17 protein-coding genes are annotated in these 17,770 nt (G+C 71.8%); 8 read left to right on the forward strand and 9 right to left on the reverse strand.

Annotation, left to right across the window (positions count from 1 at the left end):
* Window positions 1-40: 40 nt before the first annotated feature.
* The 3 genes from OG811_RS24995 to OG811_RS25005 all read right to left on the reverse strand — a co-directional run bounded on the left by OG811_RS24995 (window position 41) and on the right by OG811_RS25005 (window position 3,487).
* Window positions 41-1,051: an ion transporter gene (locus tag OG811_RS24995; RefSeq protein WP_406069159.1), complete on the reverse strand. Its 1,011-nt coding sequence runs from the start codon at window positions 1,049-1,051 to the stop codon at window positions 41-43.
* 244 nt (window positions 1,052-1,295) lie between these two features.
* Complete coding sequence (locus OG811_RS25000) at window positions 1,296-2,666, reverse strand: multicopper oxidase family protein (protein ID WP_406069161.1); 1,371 nt, start codon at window positions 2,664-2,666, stop codon at window positions 1,296-1,298.
* A 224-nt stretch (window positions 2,667-2,890) separates the two neighbouring features.
* On the reverse strand, window positions 2,891-3,487 hold the full coding sequence (locus tag OG811_RS25005) for a MarR family winged helix-turn-helix transcriptional regulator (protein ID WP_406069163.1): 597 nt from the start codon (window positions 3,485-3,487) through the stop codon (window positions 2,891-2,893).
* Between the two features lie 114 nt (window positions 3,488-3,601).
* On the opposite strand from OG811_RS25005, the gene OG811_RS25010 reads away from it, so the two are divergent.
* The 3 genes from OG811_RS25010 to OG811_RS25020 all read left to right on the forward strand — a co-directional run bounded on the left by OG811_RS25010 (window position 3,602) and on the right by OG811_RS25020 (window position 7,085).
* On the forward strand, window positions 3,602-5,173 hold the full coding sequence (locus OG811_RS25010) for an LLM class flavin-dependent oxidoreductase (protein ID WP_406069165.1): 1,572 nt from the start codon (window positions 3,602-3,604) through the stop codon (window positions 5,171-5,173).
* 65 nt (window positions 5,174-5,238) lie between these two features.
* Window positions 5,239-5,832, forward strand: coding sequence for an ArsR/SmtB family transcription factor (locus OG811_RS25015; RefSeq protein ID WP_406069167.1), 594 nt, complete (start codon window positions 5,239-5,241; stop codon window positions 5,830-5,832).
* Complete coding sequence (locus OG811_RS25020; RefSeq protein WP_406069169.1) at window positions 5,829-7,085, forward strand: MFS transporter; 1,257 nt, start codon at window positions 5,829-5,831, stop codon at window positions 7,083-7,085. Before OG811_RS25015 ends, OG811_RS25020 begins: the two co-directional genes overlap by 4 nt.
* Before the next feature lie 206 nt (window positions 7,086-7,291).
* Here the strand turns inward: OG811_RS25020 and OG811_RS25025 are convergent, their stop codons facing one another.
* Complete coding sequence (locus tag OG811_RS25025; RefSeq protein ID WP_406069171.1) at window positions 7,292-7,990, reverse strand: alpha/beta fold hydrolase; 699 nt, start codon at window positions 7,988-7,990, stop codon at window positions 7,292-7,294.
* An 88-nt stretch (window positions 7,991-8,078) separates the two neighbouring features.
* The gene (locus OG811_RS25030; protein WP_406069173.1) at window positions 8,079-8,501 is read right to left on the reverse strand and encodes an MmcQ/YjbR family DNA-binding protein; all 423 of its coding nucleotides are present in this window, start codon (window positions 8,499-8,501) and stop codon (window positions 8,079-8,081) included.
* Between the two features lie 154 nt (window positions 8,502-8,655).
* On the opposite strand from OG811_RS25030, the gene OG811_RS25035 reads away from it, so the two are divergent.
* The gene (locus tag OG811_RS25035; RefSeq protein WP_406069175.1) at window positions 8,656-10,458 is read left to right on the forward strand and encodes an acyl-CoA dehydrogenase; all 1,803 of its coding nucleotides are present in this window, start codon (window positions 8,656-8,658) and stop codon (window positions 10,456-10,458) included.
* Between the two features lie 6 nt (window positions 10,459-10,464).
* Here the strand turns inward: OG811_RS25035 and OG811_RS25040 are convergent, their stop codons facing one another.
* Both OG811_RS25040 and OG811_RS25045 read right to left on the reverse strand, forming a co-directional pair.
* Entirely contained in the window at window positions 10,465-10,641 is a 177-nt protein-coding gene (locus OG811_RS25040; protein WP_406069177.1) for a hypothetical protein, read from the reverse strand.
* A 127-nt stretch (window positions 10,642-10,768) separates the two neighbouring features.
* Window positions 10,769-11,488: a spermidine synthase gene (locus OG811_RS25045; RefSeq protein ID WP_406069178.1), complete on the reverse strand. Its 720-nt coding sequence runs from the start codon at window positions 11,486-11,488 to the stop codon at window positions 10,769-10,771.
* A gap of 126 nt (window positions 11,489-11,614) precedes the next feature.
* Between OG811_RS25045 and eccB the strand changes: the two genes are divergently transcribed.
* The gene (gene eccB, locus OG811_RS25050) at window positions 11,615-13,000 is read left to right on the forward strand and encodes a type VII secretion protein EccB (RefSeq protein WP_406069180.1); all 1,386 of its coding nucleotides are present in this window, start codon (window positions 11,615-11,617) and stop codon (window positions 12,998-13,000) included.
* Window positions 13,001-13,034: 34 nt separating this feature from the next.
* On the opposite strand, the gene OG811_RS25055 is transcribed toward eccB, so the two are convergent.
* Both OG811_RS25055 and OG811_RS25060 read right to left on the reverse strand, forming a co-directional pair.
* Entirely contained in the window at window positions 13,035-13,640 is a 606-nt protein-coding gene (locus OG811_RS25055; protein ID WP_406069182.1) for a class I SAM-dependent methyltransferase, read from the reverse strand.
* 56 nt (window positions 13,641-13,696) lie between these two features.
* Window positions 13,697-14,311: a methyltransferase domain-containing protein gene (locus tag OG811_RS25060; protein ID WP_406069183.1), complete on the reverse strand. Its 615-nt coding sequence runs from the start codon at window positions 14,309-14,311 to the stop codon at window positions 13,697-13,699.
* A 244-nt stretch (window positions 14,312-14,555) separates the two neighbouring features.
* Here OG811_RS25060 and OG811_RS25065 point away from each other — a divergent pair, with 244 nt between their 5' ends.
* From OG811_RS25065 to OG811_RS25075, 3 genes are read left to right on the forward strand one after another with little or no spacing between them, the layout of a single operon-like run.
* On the forward strand, window positions 14,556-15,596 hold the full coding sequence (locus tag OG811_RS25065) for a zinc-binding alcohol dehydrogenase (protein ID WP_406069185.1): 1,041 nt from the start codon (window positions 14,556-14,558) through the stop codon (window positions 15,594-15,596).
* Window positions 15,593-16,414, forward strand: a complete 822-nt coding sequence (locus OG811_RS25070) for a TIM barrel protein (protein WP_406069187.1) — start codon at window positions 15,593-15,595, stop codon at window positions 16,412-16,414. The genes OG811_RS25065 and OG811_RS25070 overlap by 4 nt, the downstream gene beginning before the upstream one ends.
* A complete protein-coding gene (locus OG811_RS25075; protein ID WP_406069188.1) occupies window positions 16,411-17,763 on the forward strand; it encodes an MGH1-like glycoside hydrolase domain-containing protein in 1,353 nt (450 codons plus the stop codon). The genes OG811_RS25070 and OG811_RS25075 overlap by 4 nt, the downstream gene beginning before the upstream one ends.
* The last annotated feature ends 7 nt before the right edge of the window (window positions 17,764-17,770 follow it).

The following is a 17,770-nucleotide window of genomic DNA, read 5'->3' on the forward strand; positions in this document are numbered from 1 at the left end:
GCAGCGCGGGCGAAGGCATCCGGTGACCCGGCTGCTGGGATCAGCGCCGCCTGTGGGCTGTCCGCTGCGCCGGTGATCCGACGCTCGCGCTGTGTTCTCCAGTTCGGATAGTGGCGCGGGCGCCGTCCCGGTGGGACCGTCCGTGCCCGTCCTCCCGGTCGATGCGCAGCTCCCGCTCCAACTCGGCGATGACTGCCCGCAGGTCGTCCAGCCGTTGTGTGATCGCGATGCGGTCCACCTCGTCCGGTACGCCGTCGCCGTCCTCGTCGTACCCGGGGGCCAGGCGTTCGGTCATCTCCAACCGGCGCGCCTCCTCCATCGAGTTGACGATCACCGCGATGAGGATGTTGAGCAGCAGGTTGACGGTGATGACCACGTAGCTGACGTAGTAGAGCAGCGTCCACGGCGAGATCGCCATGCCCTGCTCGATGAGGTCCGGCAGCGTCTCCAGCGACAGCAGCACGAACAACGTCAGCAGGGATCGGCCGATGTCGCCGTACTCCTCCGGGTACCTGCTTCCGAAGATCAGCCACCCGGCCATGCCGTACACGTAGAGCGTCACGACGGCGAGGGCGAGAAAGCCGCCGACGCCCGGCAGGCTCCGCCACAGCGCGGAGACGATGGTCCGCAGGCCCGGCGAGAACCGCACCAACCGGACCATGCGGGCGACCCGCACGACGCGGAGCAGTGCGGGATCCCCGTGCAGGCCCGGTATGAAGATCGCCGCGATCACCACGAAGTCGAAGACGTTCCAGCTCTGCCGGAAGAAGTCCTGCGGACGCTTGCCGTAGGCCGCCAACCGGACGCCGATCTCGACGACGAAGACGGTACGGAAGAAAAACTCCAGCCAGTGCAGTGCCGTGCCTGCCGGGGTCAGGCCCCGGTACGTCTCCAGGCCGAGGACGATCCCGTTGGCGAGGATGACGGCGACGATGCCGACCTCGAAGGGGCGCGACCGGGCGAGCCGACCGCAGGCGTCGACCAGTCCGGGTCGGCCGTGCGCGGGTGCCGCCGACTCACCCCGCGGGACGGGTACGCGTGCACCACTCACCAGTCGCCCGGCCCGATGGTGCGTGCGGAGGCCGCCGGTCCGGCCCACCTCCGGCCGGCGTCGTGGCGGTGCGGGCGGCGTGCGGACATGTCCATCACCCTAACGAAGCGCCCGACCCGCAGCCGACCGTCATGCGCTCGGCCCCGGGCGGGCGACCCCGCCCGGGGAAACCGATCGGCTGGGCCGGCCTCGCCGACCTGCTGGAGGCCTCGGTGTTCGAGTTGCAAGGGTATGTACGGGCGGCTCAGCCGTGATGGTGGTGGTGGCTCGGCAACGTGCGGGGGACCGACGCTTCGGTGCCGGGCTCCACGATCACGAACTGACCCATCATGCCCTTGTCCTCGTGCCGAAGAATGTGGCAGTGGTACATGTAGGGCGTCTTCGGGTCGGTGTGGTGCCCGAACTGCACGGCGAGCCGTACCGTCGACTTGCCGGGAATGAACACCGTGTCCTTCGGACCCTGCAGGTAGGCCGGCGGCTGCCTCCCGTCGATGTCCAGGATGCGGAATGCCACTTCGTGGATGTGGAAGTTGTGGGCGTAGACGCTGTTCTGCACGTGCCAGATCTCGCTCGCGCCCGCGGGCACCACCTCGTCGATGCGGGCCATGTCCATCTCCCGCCCGTTGATCGCGTCGCTGCCGTTGAGCCGGAACGTGCGCTCCCGAGCGCCCGCGGGTGCCTCGACGCGCGGGCTCGCGGCCAGCCGCTGCGGCACCGACGGCCCGGGCTTGAGCTGGCCCGCCGCGACGAACTTCAGCAGCTCGTAATCCCCTTCGTCGATCCCGTTGTCGCCGGCGACGCTGCGCAGCACGACCTCGTCGCGCGGGGCGAACTCGACCAGCACCTCCAGCCGTTCCCCTGGGCTCAGCTGCACGCGGTCGACCGTCACCGGCGCCGCCAACAGGCCGGCGTCGGTGCCGATGACGTGGAACCGTCGCCGGTCGGCAAACTCGACGTTGTACATTCGCGCGTTGGAGCCATTGAGGATGCGCAGCCGCACCAGCGTCGTGGTCACCTCGAAGTACGGGTCGTAGACCCCGTTGACCAGGATCTGGTCGCCGATGAGGCCCCACGTCGGCTTGGAGTCTTCCCGCAGAACGCCGTTCGCGTCGAGGGTCTTGTCCTGCAGGATGAGCGGGACGTCGTCCACTCCGTACGTCGAGGGCAGGTCCAGTGCGGCCGTCGCCGGTTCATCGACGAGAAAGAGGCCCGCCAGCCCGCGGTACACGTGCTTGGCGGTGCTGCCGTGCGGATGCGGGTGGTACCAGGAGGTGGCGGCCGGCTGGTCGATCGTCCAGTGTGGGGTCCAGGTGGCGCCCGGCTGGATCGTCTGGTGCGGGCCGCCATCCATCACCGCGGGCAGCCGCATGCCGTGCCAGTGGACCGAGCTCGGCTCGCCGAGCTGGTTGTGCACACGCATCGCGACGCGATCGCCACGCGTCGCGCGGATCGTCGGGCCGAGGAAGGCGCCGTTGAAACCCCACGTCGTCGTCGGCTTTCCCGGGAGCAACTCCGCCTGCCCGGCCCGCATCGTCAACGAAAACCGCTTCGTGCCGTCCGCCGCGACGGCCGGATCCAGCAGCGGCGGCACCCTCAGCCGGTTGGCGAAGGTCAACCTGCCGGCGTTTCCCTTCGAACCTGCACCCGGGCTCCCGCATCCGGCAACTGCCGCCAATCCGGCGAACACAAAAAGATCGCGACGCTTCATACAGATGATCTTTTCCGGCCCGGCGACGCGCGACAACGGGGATTCAACCCGGGCAACACCCTGACAGTTCGATGCGGTGAGCCCCTACTGGGCCGGCCCCTCCCAAGATCGATGATCCGTGCCGACCGCGATCAGTCGGTGCCGCGGTGGCGGTCTCGGGTGGCGGGTGCTCGCCGGTCCGGCGCGGGCGCTGCCCCCGATCGGTTCGGGGCAGGGGTGGTCGGGTCGGGCCGCACCTGCGCGACAACCTCGCAGAGGTCGCGCAGCGGGTCCACCGCCTGAGCCGAGCAGGCGACCTGCTGGAGCAGCGCCCGCAGCGTCGCCGACTCGGCCGGCGCGAGCGCGCCCAGCAGGTGTGACTCGACCTGCCGCAGCGCCAACCGCCGCTGCTCCCAGGCCGCGCGGCCGACCTCGGTGACGTCCACCAGCCGGCTGCGCCGGTCGGCCGGGTCCGCCCGACGGGCGACGAACCCGGGCCGTTCCAGGTCGTCGATCAGGTACGTGAGGACGGTGCGGTCGATGCCGAGCTCCTCGGCGATCGCACCCTGGTTTCGGGCTGGCCCGTTGATCGCTGCGGTGAGCAACTGGTAGCCGCGGGGGCCGCCGGGGAAGTCGGTGAGGGCGTGCTCGGCCGCCCGGACGTAGCCACGGAAGACGACACCGAGCATCCAGCCCAGGTCGTCGTCGAGCGGATCGGGCCGGTCCCGCGTGTCAGTGGCACCCGTCATGCGTCGACAATAGCGCAGCGCCACAGACCTTGTCGGCAGCAGATGTTCTGTATGGCATAAGGTTGAGGCTATGACGCATCGCCAGAGGCGTCGCGTGAATCGGGAGGCTCGCAGATGAGCGACTACGGCCACGACCTGGTCTTCGGCTCCTTCGTCACCCCCAGCGGTGGCAATCCGGACCGCACGGTCGGCGTCGCCGTCCTGGCCGAGCAGGTCGGGCTGGACCTGGTCACCTTCCAGGACCACCCGTACCAGCCCGCATTCCTCGACACCTGGACGCTGCTGAGCTTCGTCGCGGCCCGGACCAGCCGAGTGCACGTGGCGGCGAACGTGACGAACCTGCCGCTGCGCCCGCCGGCGGTGCTTGCCCGCAGCGTGGCCAGCCTGGACCTGCTCAGCGGTGGCCGGGTCAGCCTCGGCCTCGGCGCGGGAGCGTTCTGGGATGCCATCGAGGCGATGGGTGGTCGGCGGTTGACCCCCGGGCAGGGCGTACGAGCGCTGGAGGAGGCCATCGAGATCATCCGTCAGCTCTGGGACGCCGAGGCGCGCGGCGGAGTTCGTGTCGACGGCGAGTTCTACCGGGTGGTGGGCGCCAAGCGCGGCCCGGCTCCGGCACACGCGGTGCCGATCTGGCTGGGCGCGTACAAGCCTCGGATGCTCCAGCTCACCGGTCGTCGGGCCGACGGCTGGTTGCCCTCACTGGGCTACCTCCAGCCCAGTGACCTGGCCAAGGGCAACGCGACCATCGATGAGGCCGCCCAGCAGGCCGGGCGCTCACCCCGGGACGTGCGCCGGCTGCTCAACATCTCCGGCCAGTTCTCGGCCGTCGGGAGTGGCCCGCTGAACGGGCCCGCCGAGCAGTGGGTGCAGGAGCTGGTCGAGCTGGCGCTGGGGGAGGGCGTCAGCACCTTCATCCTCGCCAGCGACGACCCCGACGACCTGCGGCGGTTCGCCGGCGAGGTGGCCCCCGCAGTCCGCGAGCTGGTGGCGGCCGAGCGCGACCGCGGGGCGGCACCGGAGCGTGAGTCGGCACCGGAGCCGGTGGCTGCGCCGCCAGTGCGACCGAGCCGCGCGACCGTGACCGGCGGCGCTTTCGCCGTGGTGCCGACCCCCGACGACGGCGTGCGGCGCAGCGACCAGGACGTCTGGGACGAGTCGACCCGGCCGACCGGGCCGGTGCCCGACCCGAACCGCACCTACACCCCGCACGAGCAGGCCACCGGGCAGCACCTGGTGCAGATCCACGACGGCCTGCGCGCCGAGCTGGCCCAGATTCACGACCTGATCGAGCAGGTGGCGGCCGGCGAGATCGACGCCGGCGTGGCCCGCTCCCACATCAACACCATGACCATGCGGCAGAACCGGTGGACGCTCGGCGTCTACTGCGAGTCGTACTGCCGCATCGTCACCACCCACCACACGATCGAGGACCAGTCGCTCTTCCCCCGGCTACGTGCGCGTGACCCCCGACTCGGCCCGGTTGTCGATCGGCTGGAGCAGGAGCATCACGTCATCCACGACGTGTTGGAGGGTGTCGACCGGGCCCTGGTCGCGTATGTCGGGTCTCCGGACGGCCTCGCCGAGCTGCGGGCCGCGGTGGATCTGCTGACCGACGCCCTGCTGTCGCACCTCAGCTACGAGGAGCGTGAGCTGGTCGAGCCGTTGGCGCGGTTGGGCATCGGCTGATCATTACGGCACCCCACCGCGGTTCGGGGTTGCCCGGGTCCGATCTGAGAGCCTACTCTCGAAACATGTCTCTCAAGAATCCGTACGGGGATTTCGAGATCACCGAGCCGCAGGCGCTGCGGGCACTGGCCCATCCGGTCCGGCTGGCGATCCTCGAGCACCTTCAGCGGCACGGCCCGGCGACCGCCACCGGGCTCTCGCCGCACGTCGGCGCCACACCGTCGGTGGTCAGCTGGCACCTGCGGCACCTCGCGACGTTCGGCCTGGTCATCGACTGGGACGGTGCCACCAGCAAGCGGGAACGCTGGTGGCAGGCGGCAGCCCGAGGCTTCCGCTTCACGATGCCCGACGGCGCCGAGGGGCAGTCCGCCAGCCAGCAGCTGCGCGGCGAGATGTTCGCCCGGAACGCCGAGGCTCCGCAGCAGTGGCTGCTGCACGAGGAGCCCCGACTGGACGACGAGTGGCGTGCGTTGGCCGGCATGGCCGACACCCGATTCGTGGCCACCGCCGACGAGTTGCGGCAGCTGGAGGAGTCGATTGAAGAGCTGATCGCTCCGTACGTGCGGCGTAAGGAGGAGTCCCCTCCGGACGGCGCGCGGGTCGTCCGGATGTTGCGCTACCTCCTGCCCGAGACTGGCGACGACCCGGCCGCGTCATGACCGTCACCGCCACCGTGCCCCCGCCGGCCGTGCACCGCGACCGGCGGTTCCGCACCTTCTGGATCGGCGAGACGATCTCCCAGTTCGGCGACCGGATCAGCGAGCTGGCCCTGCCACTGATCGCCGTCTCCCTGCTCGCCGCGACGCCCGTGCAGGTCAGCGTCCTTACCGCGTTGATCTGGCTGCCCAACCTGCTGGGCCTGTTCCTGGGTGCGTGGGTGGACCAGCGCACCCACAAGCGGCGGCTCCTGATCATCGCCGACCTGATCCGCGCGGCGGTGCTGTTCAGCCTGCCGGTGGCCTACCTGTTCGACGCGATCACCCTCACCCAGCTCTACCTGGTGGCACTGCTCACCGGCGCCGGGGCGGTGCTGTTCGCCATGGCGCGTCAGGCCTTCTTCGTGGCCCTGGTGCCGCGATCGGCATACGTGGACGCGACCAGCAAGCTGAGCATGAGCAGATCCCTCTCGTTCATCGCCGGCCCGGCCGTCGGCGGTGGGCTCGTCCAAGCGCTCAGCGCGCCGCTCGCGATCGTCGTCGACGCGGTGTCGTTCCTCGGCTCCGCGCTGCTGCTCGGTCGCATTCCGGTCACCGAGTCGCCTCCGCCGCCGCGTCGGTCGTCCACTCTCGGGATGGTCCGCGAGGGCCTGGTGCTGGTGCTGCGGCACCCGGTGCTGCGTGCCGCCCTCGGCTGCACCAGCACGGTCAACTTCTTCACCTTCATCTCCGCTGCACTGCTGGTGCTCTACGCCAGCCGTGAACTCGACCTGTCAGCTGGCGCGATCGGCATCGCCTTCGGCTTCGGCGCGCTCGGCGGCCTGGCCGGCGCGGCGCTGGCCCCACGGATCTCGCGCGCCATCGGGCTGGGCCGTACCGCCATGATCGGCGTGGTGCTCTTTCCCGCCCCGCTGGCGCTGACCGCGCTGGTGTCCGGACCCACCTGGACGAAGGTTGCCATGCTGGCGGCCATCGAGCTGGTCTCCAGCGTCGGGGTGATGCTGATGGACGTCAACCTGAATGCCCTCATCACCGCCGTGACGCCCGACGACGCGCGGGGCCGCCGCGCCGGGGCGTACAGCGCCGTCAACTACGGCATCCGACCGCTCGGCGCGTTGGTCGGTGGTGCGTTGGGCGCCACCATCGGGCTGCGGCCCACGCTGGTCGTCGCCGGTCTGGGTGGCGTGCTCGCCGTGTTCTGGTTGCTCGCGTCGCCGGTGCGCCACATCAGGACCCTCGACGACCCGGTGGCCTGATGGCACGGTGGCGCTTGAGCAGACCGCCGCGGGCGGGGCTTGACCCGACACCGCGGGCGGCGCTCACCTCGATGAGTGTGATGCCTCAGCGGCATATTGATGACTCAGAGGCATCACACTCATCGGACTGACCGCGCGGCGTGGCCCCGACGGCAGTCCAGCACATCGCCGGCCCGGGACCGACCGACACCCACCCGGGGTGCAGGTCAGGTGGTTTCCGCGACCAGCAGCCGGGCCAGCTCGGCGGGCTGGGAGAACATCGGCCAGTGGCCGGTGGCCATCGTGAGCAGTCGCCAGTGGTCGCTGGTCAGCAACTTGGCCACGGTGTCGTTGGGCTCCGGCCCGTCGAGCAGGCACTTGATGTACGTCGTCGGAAGCTCACCCAGTGGGCGGGTCAACACCGCCGGCTCGGTCAGCGTGGCGCCCGGGTGCGGAGTGGAGTTCTCGATGAACCGTGTCACCTGCTCATCGGTGAGCCCTTGGCCGTCGAGGTCGGCCGCGCCGGGCGGCGGCGGCCAGTAGCCGCCGTTGTCCGCGATCAACGACTCCAGCGCCGCCGGGCCCTGCCACCAACCGGAGGCGAACGAACCGCCGTCGACCGGCACCTCCGAGTCGACGAAGACCACCCGGGTCAACCGGTTGCCGATCCGCTCGGCGGCCTGACCCACCGGGATGCCCGAGTAGCTGTGCCCGACCAGCACCACGTCGCGCAGGTCGCGGCGCTCGATCTCGTCGACGATGTCCCGCACGTGGGTCTGCTGCCCAGCGGGCACGCCCTGCTTGTCGGCGAGGCCGGAGAGGGTCAGTGGATGGGTGCCGTGGCCGGCCGCCCGCAGTGGCGGCACCACCTCGTCCCATGCCCACGACCCAAGCCACGCCCCCGCCACCAGTACGAAATCAACCATGGCCCGGGACCCTAGCGCCGCCCTGCGACACGGGTGGTCGACATCGCGTCCACCCAGGCCAGCCGGGGATCCTTCTCGGTGGGCAGCGTCAGTCGAGCGGCGGGGCCGGAGGGCCGACCAGGGCGGCGAGCCGCTTCGGGGCCAGCATGCGATAGCTCTCGGTGAGCAGCTCGTCGACCTCCTCCCAGTCGGTGTCCGCGTCCAGGACCATGCCCATCACGTTCGGGCCCCACTGTGGTTTGTAGAAGGGGTGCCCACTGCCCAGGAGCCCGGCGATCTCATCGGGTGGCGACCGGAAGATCAGCAGGCAGGCGGGCTCGTCGACCTCGGCGGCCCGGGCGTGGGCCACCTGTCGGTCGGGGTCGACGGTGAGCACGTGGGCGAAGGTCCGCTTGCGGATCCGCCAGCGCGTGCCCACCCAGGCGGGCTCCTCGTAGGTCTCCGGCAGCCCGAGGCAGATCGGCCGCAGCCGGTCGAGGACCTCGGGCGGGACGTCTCCGGGTTCGGTCACGGACAGCGACCCTAGCCGGCCGGTGTGACAAGTTCCGCTCGTCGAACGGCGCCCGGGCCGGTGGTGCGCGCCCTGTCGATCCGCCAGGATGGGCCGGGGGCGACCTCGGGCCGTCGTCCTGGCCCGATCCACCCCGTGCCCGCTGAGGAGTGCCGTGCCGTCCACCCTGCTCTCCCGCCGCGACCTCGATTTCCTGCTGCACGACTGGCTGCGGGTGTCCCAACTCGTCGAGCGTCCCCGCTACGCCGAGCACTCCCGGGAAACCTTCGACGACGCGCTGGACCTCGCCGAGCGGGTGGCCACCGAGCAGTTCGCCCCGCACAACCGCGCTGCGGACCTCGCCGAGCCGACCTTCGACGGGCAGCGGGTGCGGCTGATCCCGCAGGTCCGCGCGGCGCTGGACAGCTTCGCCGAGACGGGCCTGCTCACCGCCGGGCTGGACGCCACGGTCGGCGGCCTGCAACTGCCGCACGCGGTCACGGCGGCCTGCTTCACCTGGTTCCAGGCCGCCAACGTGGCCACCTCGGCGTACCCGTTCCTCACCCTGGGCAACGCCAACCTTCTGTTGACGCACGGAAGCGCCGAGCAGGTGGACACCTACGTCCGGCCCATGCTGGACGGCCGGTTCTTCGGCACCATGTGCCTGTCCGAGCCGCACGCCGGCAGCTCACTGGCTGACATCACCACCCGCGCCGAACCCCAGCAGGACGGCACGTACCGGCTCTTCGGCACCAAGATGTGGATCTCTGGTGGCGACCATGAGTTGGCCGAGAACATCGTCCACCTGGTGCTGGCCCGGATTTCCGGCGGTCCGCCCGGGGTGAAGGGCATCTCGCTGTTCATCGTGCCGAAGGTGCTGGTCGGCGCGGACGGGTCGCTCGGTGACCGCAACGACGTGGTGTTGGCCGGGCTCAACCACAAGATGGGCTTCCGGGGCACCACCAACACGCTGCTCAGCTTCGGCGACGGCGGGCACACGCCGGGCGGCCGCGCCGGTGCGGTCGGCCACCTGGTCGGCGCGCCGCATCAGGGTCTGGCGCAGATGTTCCACATGATGAACGAGGCGCGGATCGGGGTCGGGGCAGGCGCCACCGCGCTGGGTTACACCGGCTATCTCAAGAGCCTGGCGTACGCCAAGGAGAGGCCGCAGGGCCGTCCGGTCGGCGCGAAGGACCCGGCCGCCGCGCAGGTGCCGATCATCGACCATCCCGACGTACGGCGGATGCTGCTGGCACAAAAGAGCTACGTGGAGGGGGCGCTGGCGCTGGTGCTCTACTGCGCGCGGCTGCTCGACGAACAGAAGACCGCGCCCGCTGACGCCGACCGCGAGCGCGCGCACCTGCTGCTGGATGTGCTCACCCCGATCACCAAGAGTTGGCCGTCGCAGTGGTGCCTCACCGCCAACGATCTGGCGATCCAGGTGCTCGGTGGTGCCGGCTACACCCGTGACCACGACGTGGAGCAGCACTACCGGGACAACCGGCTCAACCCGATCCACGAGGGCACCCACGGCATCCAGGCGCTGGATCTGCTCGGGCGCAAGATGACCATGCAGGGCGGTGCGGGTCTCGCCCTGCTGACCGCGACGATCGGGGACACGATCGAGCGGGCCCGGAAGGTCGGAGGCGAGGCGGCTGGTCTGGCGGGCCGGCTGGCCGGCGCGGTGGACCGGGTAACCCCGGTCACCCGTCGGCTCTGGGCCGACGGGGACCCGGTGCTCGCGCTGGCCAACGCCACCGCCTATCTGGAGGCCGTCGGGCACGTGGTGATCGCGTGGATGTGGCTGGAGCAGGTGCTGGCGCTGCCGCCGGAGGGGGCCGGCGACGCCTTCCACGCCGGCAAGCGGCAGGCCGCACGCTACTTCTTCACGGTCGAGTTGCCCCGGACCGGTCCGCAGTTCGACCTGTTGGACAGCCGGGACCGGACGACCCTCGACATGCGCGCGGACTGGTTCTGAGCGGCGTCACCGTCGGCGGGTCTGGTGGTTCACGGCCTGCCGTCCCTTGACCATGCCCAAGATGATCACGATGACCAGCGCGATCAGACCGATGATGATCAGCCAGCGGACCGCCTCAAGGAACAGCCCGAGCAGGATCAGCACACCGGCGACGACGCCGACGACCCAGAGCAGTGCACGCATGTCCACCTCCGGTAACCGGTCGCGCTCGCAGCGGCGACCCCCCGTGCCACCTTCCCGATTCGGCCGCCACCATGCCCGCGACGTGAGAAGCCAGTCGCGCTCGACTGAACGGCGGGGCCGGCGCCACTCAGCCCGCGGCGCGTGCCACGTAGACGGTGTTGGCGGACTCGCCGCCGGTGAGCGGGTTGGCGAACGGCACGACGTGCGCCCGTACGCTCGCGAACACCTCGGTGAGCGCTGTGGTGAACTCGGTGTCTGGCGGGTCGTCCGACCAGAGCGCGAAGACTCCCTCCGGGCGTAGCAGGGCGGCCAGCCGGCGCAACCCGGCCGGCGGGTAGAACGCCGCGTGGCTCGGGTGCAGGACGTTGCGCGGGGAATGGTCGACGTCGAGCAGCACGGCGTCGAACCGCCGGCCGGGCACCTCGGTGTCGAAGCCGGTGTCACCGGCCACCGCCGCGAAGAAGTCGGCCTGCACGAACCGGGTCCGCGGGTCCTCGGCGAGCCCCGCCGCGAACGGCAGCAGCCCTTGCCGGTGCCAGTTGATCACGTCCTCGATGGCCTCCACCACCAGCAGCGAACGCACCCGCGGGTCACCCAGCACCGCGCAGGCGGTGTATCCCAGCCCGAGACCGCCGACCACCACGTCGAGCGAGCCACCGGCCACCTCGGCGAGACCGAGCCGGGCCAGCTCGATCTCCGCGACCGGAAAGAGGCTGGACATCAGGTACTCGTCGCCGAGCTTGACCTCGTACACCTCGACCTGGAGCGCCGGATCCCGGCGCCGACGCAGGCTGATTGCGCCGATCGGGGTCTCCCGCCAGGCCAGCTCTTCGAAACGCGCGCCCACGGGTGCCCTCTCGCCGTCGGATTCGTCCACGGATGGTACCGGTTGCCCCGTGACGGCCACGCAGGGTCCGCAGGACATCGACGCAACGCATATTCTGTGCCCGGCCGATCCACCGGAAGGGACCTCATGCCGTCGCGGCAGGACCAGCTGCACTCCTACCAGTTCAGCATCCAGCGGGCGGTCGCTGCCCTGGTCATGCGGGAGACCGATCCCGCGCAGTCGCCGTTTCGGCGACTGGCCGGCGCCGGCCTGGCCAGCGTCCTGGTCGCGGCGATCGGGCTCGGTGGTTCGGCGCTCTACGGCCTGTTCGCCGGTGGCGGCAACGGGTGGCGCGACCCGGGCGCGGTGATCGTGGAGAAGGAGTCCGGCGCCCGGTTCGTCTATCGCGAGCAGAAGCTGCACCCGGTGCTCAACTACGCCTCGGCGCTGCTCATCGTCGGCGCGGACAGGTCGAAGACCGTGCTGGTCTCCCGACGCACGATCGACGGTGTGCCGCGCGGGCTGCCGCTGGGCATCGCCGACGCGCCCGATTCGCTGCCCGCCCCCGGCCGGCTGGCCACCGCGGCCTGGACCGTCTGCTCGACGGTCCCGGCCGGCGCGGGCGGCGAGGCCCCCCGTTCCGCGCTGCTGATCGGCACCGAGGCCGACGGCGGTCGGCCGCTGGGCGACGACGCGTTGCTGCTGCGCCACCCCGACGGCGGGCTGCACCTGGTCTGGCACCAACGGCGCTACCTCGTCCGCGATCCCAGCAGGGTGCTGGCGGCGCTCGCCACCACCCGGGCACAGGCGGCGCCGGTCGCGCCCGCCCTGCTCAACTCGCTGCCCGCCGGCACCGACCTCGCCCCGCTCGCCCTGCCCGAGCTGGGCCGGCCCGCCACGCGGGTGCCGGGCGCGACGATCGGCACGGTCTACCTGGTGAGCAATTCCGGTGGCGGCCGACAGTACGCGGTGGCCCTCGACGCCGGGTTGGCCGGCATCACCGAGCTGCAAGCGGGGCTGTTGCTGGCTCGCACCGGGCAGGGTGAGCCGGTGTCGATGACGTTGGGCCGGTTCGCCGCGCTGCCCACGGTGCCCGATCTCGCCCCGACCGGCCCGAACGCCCCGCCGCCGACCCCGCCCCGGCTCGCGGTGGGCCGCGACGGGGCGCTCTGCACCCGCGTCGCCGACGACGGCGGGGTTGGTGAGGTGCGCTGGGGCGTACCGCTGCGGGACCTGACGGCCGCGCCACGGACCGCGCCGACCGGCGGGGCGGTGCTGGCTGACCATGTGGTGGTGGAGCCGGGTCGCGGCGCGGTGGTCGAGGCCGCCGCGGCGCCCGGGGCGTCCGGCGGCGCGGTCTCCGTGGTCACCGACCTGGGCCGACGGTTCGTGCTGGCCGACCCCGAGGTGCTCGCGATGCTCGGCTACCGCAATGTGCGACCGCTGCGGCTGCCGGCCGGGCTGGTCAGCCTGGTGCCCGCCGGTGCCACCCTGGACCCGGCGGCCGCCCGGGCCGTCGCCGCGCCCGACTGAGGGTGACGCGGCCCGACCGGGATTTCGCGGGTTGTCAGTCGGCCGGCCGGCGCAAGATGCTGACCGCGAACGGGGCGTCGTCGCGCCACGGGCGCAGGTCCCAGGTGGCGAAGCGCTGCTCCACACGCAGCCCGGCGGCCACCGCGTCGGCGTCGAACGCGGTGAGCGGGTAACCGCGCTCGGTGCCGAAGCCCACGGCCAGCACGCCGTCGGGCCGCAAATGCGCGGCGACCCGGCGCAGCACCTCCGGTTCGGTGCCGACGGCGACGAAGGTGAGGACGTTGCCGGCCAGCACCGCCGCGTCGAACGGCTCCGCCTCACCCATCGCCGGGAGGTCCAGCTCGGCGAGGTCGGCGACCAGCCACGTCGGGCCGGGATAGTCGGCGCGGGCGGCAGCCACCAGCGCGGGGTCGGCGTCCACCCCGACCACGGTGTGCCCACGCTGGGCCAGCACGGCACCGACCCGGCCGGTCCCGCTGCCGGCGTCGAGAACCCGTGAGCCGGGCGCGACCAGGGTGTCCACCAGTCGGGCCTCGCCGGCCAGGTCCGCGCCCTCCGCCGCGAGCTTCCGGAACCGGTCGATATACCACTGCGAGTGCTCGGGACCGGTGTCGGTCGCCCAGCGGGTCGGGTTGGCCATGGGGCCACCGTAACCGGGCGGGTGGGGGCCCGGCAGGCGACCCGGGACGGCGGCGGTCAGGGCAGCCGGGCCACCGTGATGAACTCGTTGTAGGTGAAGACCCGCCCGAGCGGCCGGGCGAACGGGAACGAGAACTGCCGGGTCACGGTCAGGCCCAGCTCCTGGCAGGTCTGCGCCGCCTCGGCGAAGCCGACGAACCGGACGTGCGAGGCGTCGCTGGCATACCCGCGCTCCTGCGGGGTGATGAACACGGCCTGCCCACCCGAACGCACGTACGGCAGGTAGGACGAGATGACCTGGCACGCTTCCTCGGCCGGCAGATGCTCCAGCAGGTGCGCGGCGAGCAGCGAGTCGAACGCGCCCGGCCGGGCGTGCGGGCTGTCCTTGAACTCCTCAACCGTGTACGCCTCGAGCCCGGCGGCCCGGGAGTGCGCCACCGAGGTGGGGTTGTGGTCCACGCCGACGCCGTTGCCGTCCAGGTTGGCGAGGTTGCGACCCAGGCCGGAGCCGACGTCGAGGGTGTTGCCCAGATTGAGCCGGCGTAGGTTCCACCGGTAGGGCGCCTGCACGTCGAGCATCTGCTTCCAGCGGGCACCACCTAGGCGCTGCAGCCGGTCGGTGTAATCCTCGCCCGCTGTTTCGGTCGGACGGCTCCGTCGTGGCTGGCTCATGCACCGGCTCCCTCAGCTGTGCCAGAAAAGGACGTGCCGATGGTACGGACACGAAGGCGATTGTGGGGGGTGTCACAGCCCGAATTTTCCGGACTGTGACGCCCGATCCGCTCAGCCCTTCTCGCCGATCCGGAACCCTCCTCTCGAAGAGTGCATGCCGGATTCAACACCTTCGATAGATCAATGACAAGACATATGGCGATTTTTTGTTATCCTGTAGCCCAGTGCTACCGGGATGTGACTCATGGTCAACTGGGTTGTCTCTCTCGCCGGGCCTCGACGGATCAGCCTCGAGCCCTGCCCGCCGGATCCGCTCGGCCCCGGCCAGGTCCGGGTCCGCACCTGCTACTCGGGCATCTCGGCCGGCACCGAGCTGACCCTCTACCGGGGCAGCAATCCCCGGCTCAGCAAGGACTGGGACGACGCCGCCCGGATGTTCGTCCCCCGACAGACCCCGGTGCCCTACCCGCTGATCGGCTTCGGCTACGAGGAGGTCGGCGAGGTCGTCGAGGTGGCGCCGGAGGTCACCGACCGGCACCCGGGGCAGCTCGTCTGGGGCATCTGGGGGCACCGGGCCGAGGCCGTGCTCGCCGCCGAGGCGGTCCGTCCGCTGCCCACCGGGCTGGACCCGCTCGCCGCGGTCTTCGCCCGGCCCGGCGCCATCGCGCTGACCGCCGTGCTCGCCGGTGACCTGCACCTCGGCGACTGGGTCGGTGTCTTCGGGCAGGGCGTCATCGGGCTGCTCGCCACCCGACTCGCCGTGCTCTCCGGTGCCCGCGTGGTGGCCGTCGACCGGGTGTCCGACCGGCTGGAGCACGCCACCCGATACGGCGCGGCATCCACCGTGGACGCCGGCTCCGAATCCGCCGCCGCCGTGCTGCGTCGGGCCACCGACGGCCGAGGCGCGGACGTCTGTCTGGAGTTGTCCGGCACGTACCCGGCGCTGCACGAGGCGATCCGGTCCACCGCACACGCCGGCCGGGTCGTGGCCGCCGGCTTCTACCAGGGCCAGGCCGACGCGCTCGGCCTCGGCGAGGAGTTCCACCACAACCGCATCCAGTTGGTGGCCGCCCAGGTCTCCGGACCCACCCCCGCGCCGAGCATGGCCGGCCGGTGGACCGGGGACCGGGTGGCGCAGACCTTCATGGAGCTGGTGGCGGACCACAGCGTCGACCCATTGCCGCTGGTCAGCCACATCGTCGACGCCAGCGCGGTCGCCGACGCCCTCGCGCTGCTCGACCGCGGCGCCGGTGACGTCCTCCAAGTGGTGCTGAGGTTTCCATGACCACCATCGCGCTGGCCTGCCAGGAACAACTCCTGCCGGGCGCCAACCTGATCCAGAAGTACGCCCTCGCGGCAGCCCTCGGCTACCAGGGCATCGAGCTACGCGGACGCGGCGACCTCGCGTTCGCCCACCGCCTGCCCGAGCTGCGCCGCGCCCGCGCCGCCGGGGTGGTGATGCCCACCGTCTGCGTCGAGATGGACCACTTCATCGGTGACTTCGACCCCGCCCGGTCCGCCGACGCCGTCCGCAACCTGCGCTCCCAGCTCTCGGTGATCGCCGAGCTGGGCGGCGTCGGGGCGATGACCCCGGCGGCCTGGGGGATGTTCTCCCGGCGGCTACCGCCGTTCGAGCCGCCGCGTCCCCCGGCCGGCGACCGGCAGGTGCTCCTCGACGCTCTCGGCGAGTTGGGAGAGCACGCCAGGGCCGAGGGGGTCACCCTCTTCGTGGAACCCCTCAACCGCTACGAGGACCACATGGTCAACCGTCTCGACGAGGCGGTCGCGCTCTGCGCCGCACTCGGGCTGCCCTCCGTCCGGGTGGTCGCTGACACCTTCCACATGAACATCGAGGAGGACGACCTGCACCGCGCGCTACGCGCCGCCGCGCCGTACCTCGGGCACGTGCAGGTCAGCGACTCCAACCGGTACCAGCCGGGTGCCGGGCACCTGGACTGGCCGGGGCTGGTGCGTACCCTGCTCGAACTGGACTACCGGGGCTGGCTGGCCCTGGAGTGCCGGCTGCGCGGCGACCCGGTCCGGGCCCTGCAACAGGCCGCCACGGTGCTGCGACACGCGCTGCCCCGGCGGGCCGCCGCATGACCGCTGGCGCCGCTGCGGCCCGCACCGGGGGACCGGCCGACCTGGTTGGGCTGCGCCAACTCGCGGTCGACACGCTCGACGCCAACTGGGAGCACGACCATACCGTCCCCTCGCGCACGCTCTACCCGCACCAGTGGAGCTGGGACTCCGCGTTCATCGCGATCGGGCTGGCCCAGGTCCGCCCCGACCGAGCCTGGCGGGAGCTGGCGAGCCTGTTCCGGGCGCAGTGGGCCGACGGACGGGTGCCGCACATCGTGTTCAACCCGGCGATGCGGGTCGGCGCGTACTTCCCGGGGCCGGAGCTGTGGCGCTCGGCGAACGCCCAGGGCACACCCACCGTGGACACCTCCGGCCTGGTCCAGCCGCCGGTGCACGCGCTCGCCGCGTTGCTGGCGTACCGGCGGGCACCCGACCCGGCCGGCCGGGCAGCGCTTCGCCGGCTCTATCCCGCACTGGTCGCCCAGCAGCGCTACCTGGCCGACCGGCGGGACGTGGCCGGCGACGGGCTGGTCTGCATCGTGCACCCGTGGGAGTCCGGGTTGGACAACAGCCCGGCCTGGGACGAGCCGATGGCCGCGGTCCCGGCCGAGGCTGCCGTCATGCGCGCGTACCGTCGGCATGACACCAGGCACGCCGCTGCCGCGCACCGCCCCACGGACCTGGACTACGCGCGCTACCTGGCGATCGTCGCCGCCTACCGCGACCACGGCTACTCCGACCGTGACCTGGCCGGCGGCCATCCGTTCCTGGTGGAGTGCCCGCTGTTCAACGCCGCGTTCGGGGCTGCCGAACACGCGCTCGCCGAGATCGCCGCGCTCCTCGGCGACGACCCCGGGCCGCACCAGGCCCGCGCGGCCCGGACCACCGAGGCACTGGTACGACGGCTCTACGACCCGACCACCGGCACGTTCCAGCCTCGCGACCTGCGCACCGACCGGCTGGTCAGTGCCCGTACCGTGCTCGGGCTGACGCCGCTGATCCTGCCGGACCTGCCGGCCCGACCGGCCGCCGCGCTGGTCGTCGAGGCCCGGTCGGCGCGTTTCGGGGTGGCCCGGCGAATGGACCGGCCCTTGCCCACCTACGACCGCACCGCACCCGACTTCGAGCCGTTGCGCTATTGGCGCGGGCCGAGCTGGCTGAACATCGGCTGGCTGGTCCGGCGCGGGCTGCTCACGCACGGGCATCCGGAGCTGGCCGCCGGGCTGCGCCGCTCGATGATCGGGCTGGTGGTCGGGGCCGGCTGCCACGAGTACTTCCACCCCGACACCGGCGCCGGGCTGGGCTCACCGGCGTTCGCCTGGACCGCCGCGCTGCTGCTCGACCTGCTGGCCGACGAACCCGCGCCCTGAGCCTCTC

Source organism: Micromonospora sp. NBC_01638, from assembly GCF_045209745.1.
Taxonomy (GTDB): domain Bacteria; phylum Actinomycetota; class Actinomycetes; order Mycobacteriales; family Micromonosporaceae; genus Micromonospora.

Bases quoted from the DNA above. Each gene is read 5' to 3' on its own strand.
- OG811_RS25005 (WP_406069163.1), bottom strand. From the start codon at position 3,487: ATGACGGGTGCCACTGACACGCGGGACCGGCCCGATCCGCTCGACGAC.
- OG811_RS25010 (WP_406069165.1), top strand. From the start codon at position 3,602: ATGAGCGACTACGGCCACGACCTGGTCTTCGGCTCCTTCGTCACCCCC.
- OG811_RS25015 (WP_406069167.1), top strand. From the start codon at position 5,239: ATGTCTCTCAAGAATCCGTACGGGGATTTCGAGATCACCGAGCCGCAG.
- OG811_RS25020 (WP_406069169.1), top strand. From the start codon at position 5,829: ATGACCGTCACCGCCACCGTGCCCCCGCCGGCCGTGCACCGCGACCGG.
- OG811_RS25025 (WP_406069171.1), bottom strand. From the start codon at position 7,990: ATGGTTGATTTCGTACTGGTGGCGGGGGCGTGGCTTGGGTCGTGGGCA.
- OG811_RS25040 (WP_406069177.1), bottom strand. From the start codon at position 10,641: ATGCGTGCACTGCTCTGGGTCGTCGGCGTCGTCGCCGGTGTGCTGATC.
- eccB (WP_406069180.1), top strand. From the start codon at position 11,615: ATGCCGTCGCGGCAGGACCAGCTGCACTCCTACCAGTTCAGCATCCAG.
- OG811_RS25055 (WP_406069182.1), bottom strand. From the start codon at position 13,640: ATGGCCAACCCGACCCGCTGGGCGACCGACACCGGTCCCGAGCACTCG.
- OG811_RS25060 (WP_406069183.1), bottom strand. From the start codon at position 14,311: ATGAGCCAGCCACGACGGAGCCGTCCGACCGAAACAGCGGGCGAGGAT.
- OG811_RS25065 (WP_406069185.1), top strand. From the start codon at position 14,556: ATGGTCAACTGGGTTGTCTCTCTCGCCGGGCCTCGACGGATCAGCCTC.
- OG811_RS25070 (WP_406069187.1), top strand. From the start codon at position 15,593: ATGACCACCATCGCGCTGGCCTGCCAGGAACAACTCCTGCCGGGCGCC.
- OG811_RS25075 (WP_406069188.1), top strand. From the start codon at position 16,411: ATGACCGCTGGCGCCGCTGCGGCCCGCACCGGGGGACCGGCCGACCTG.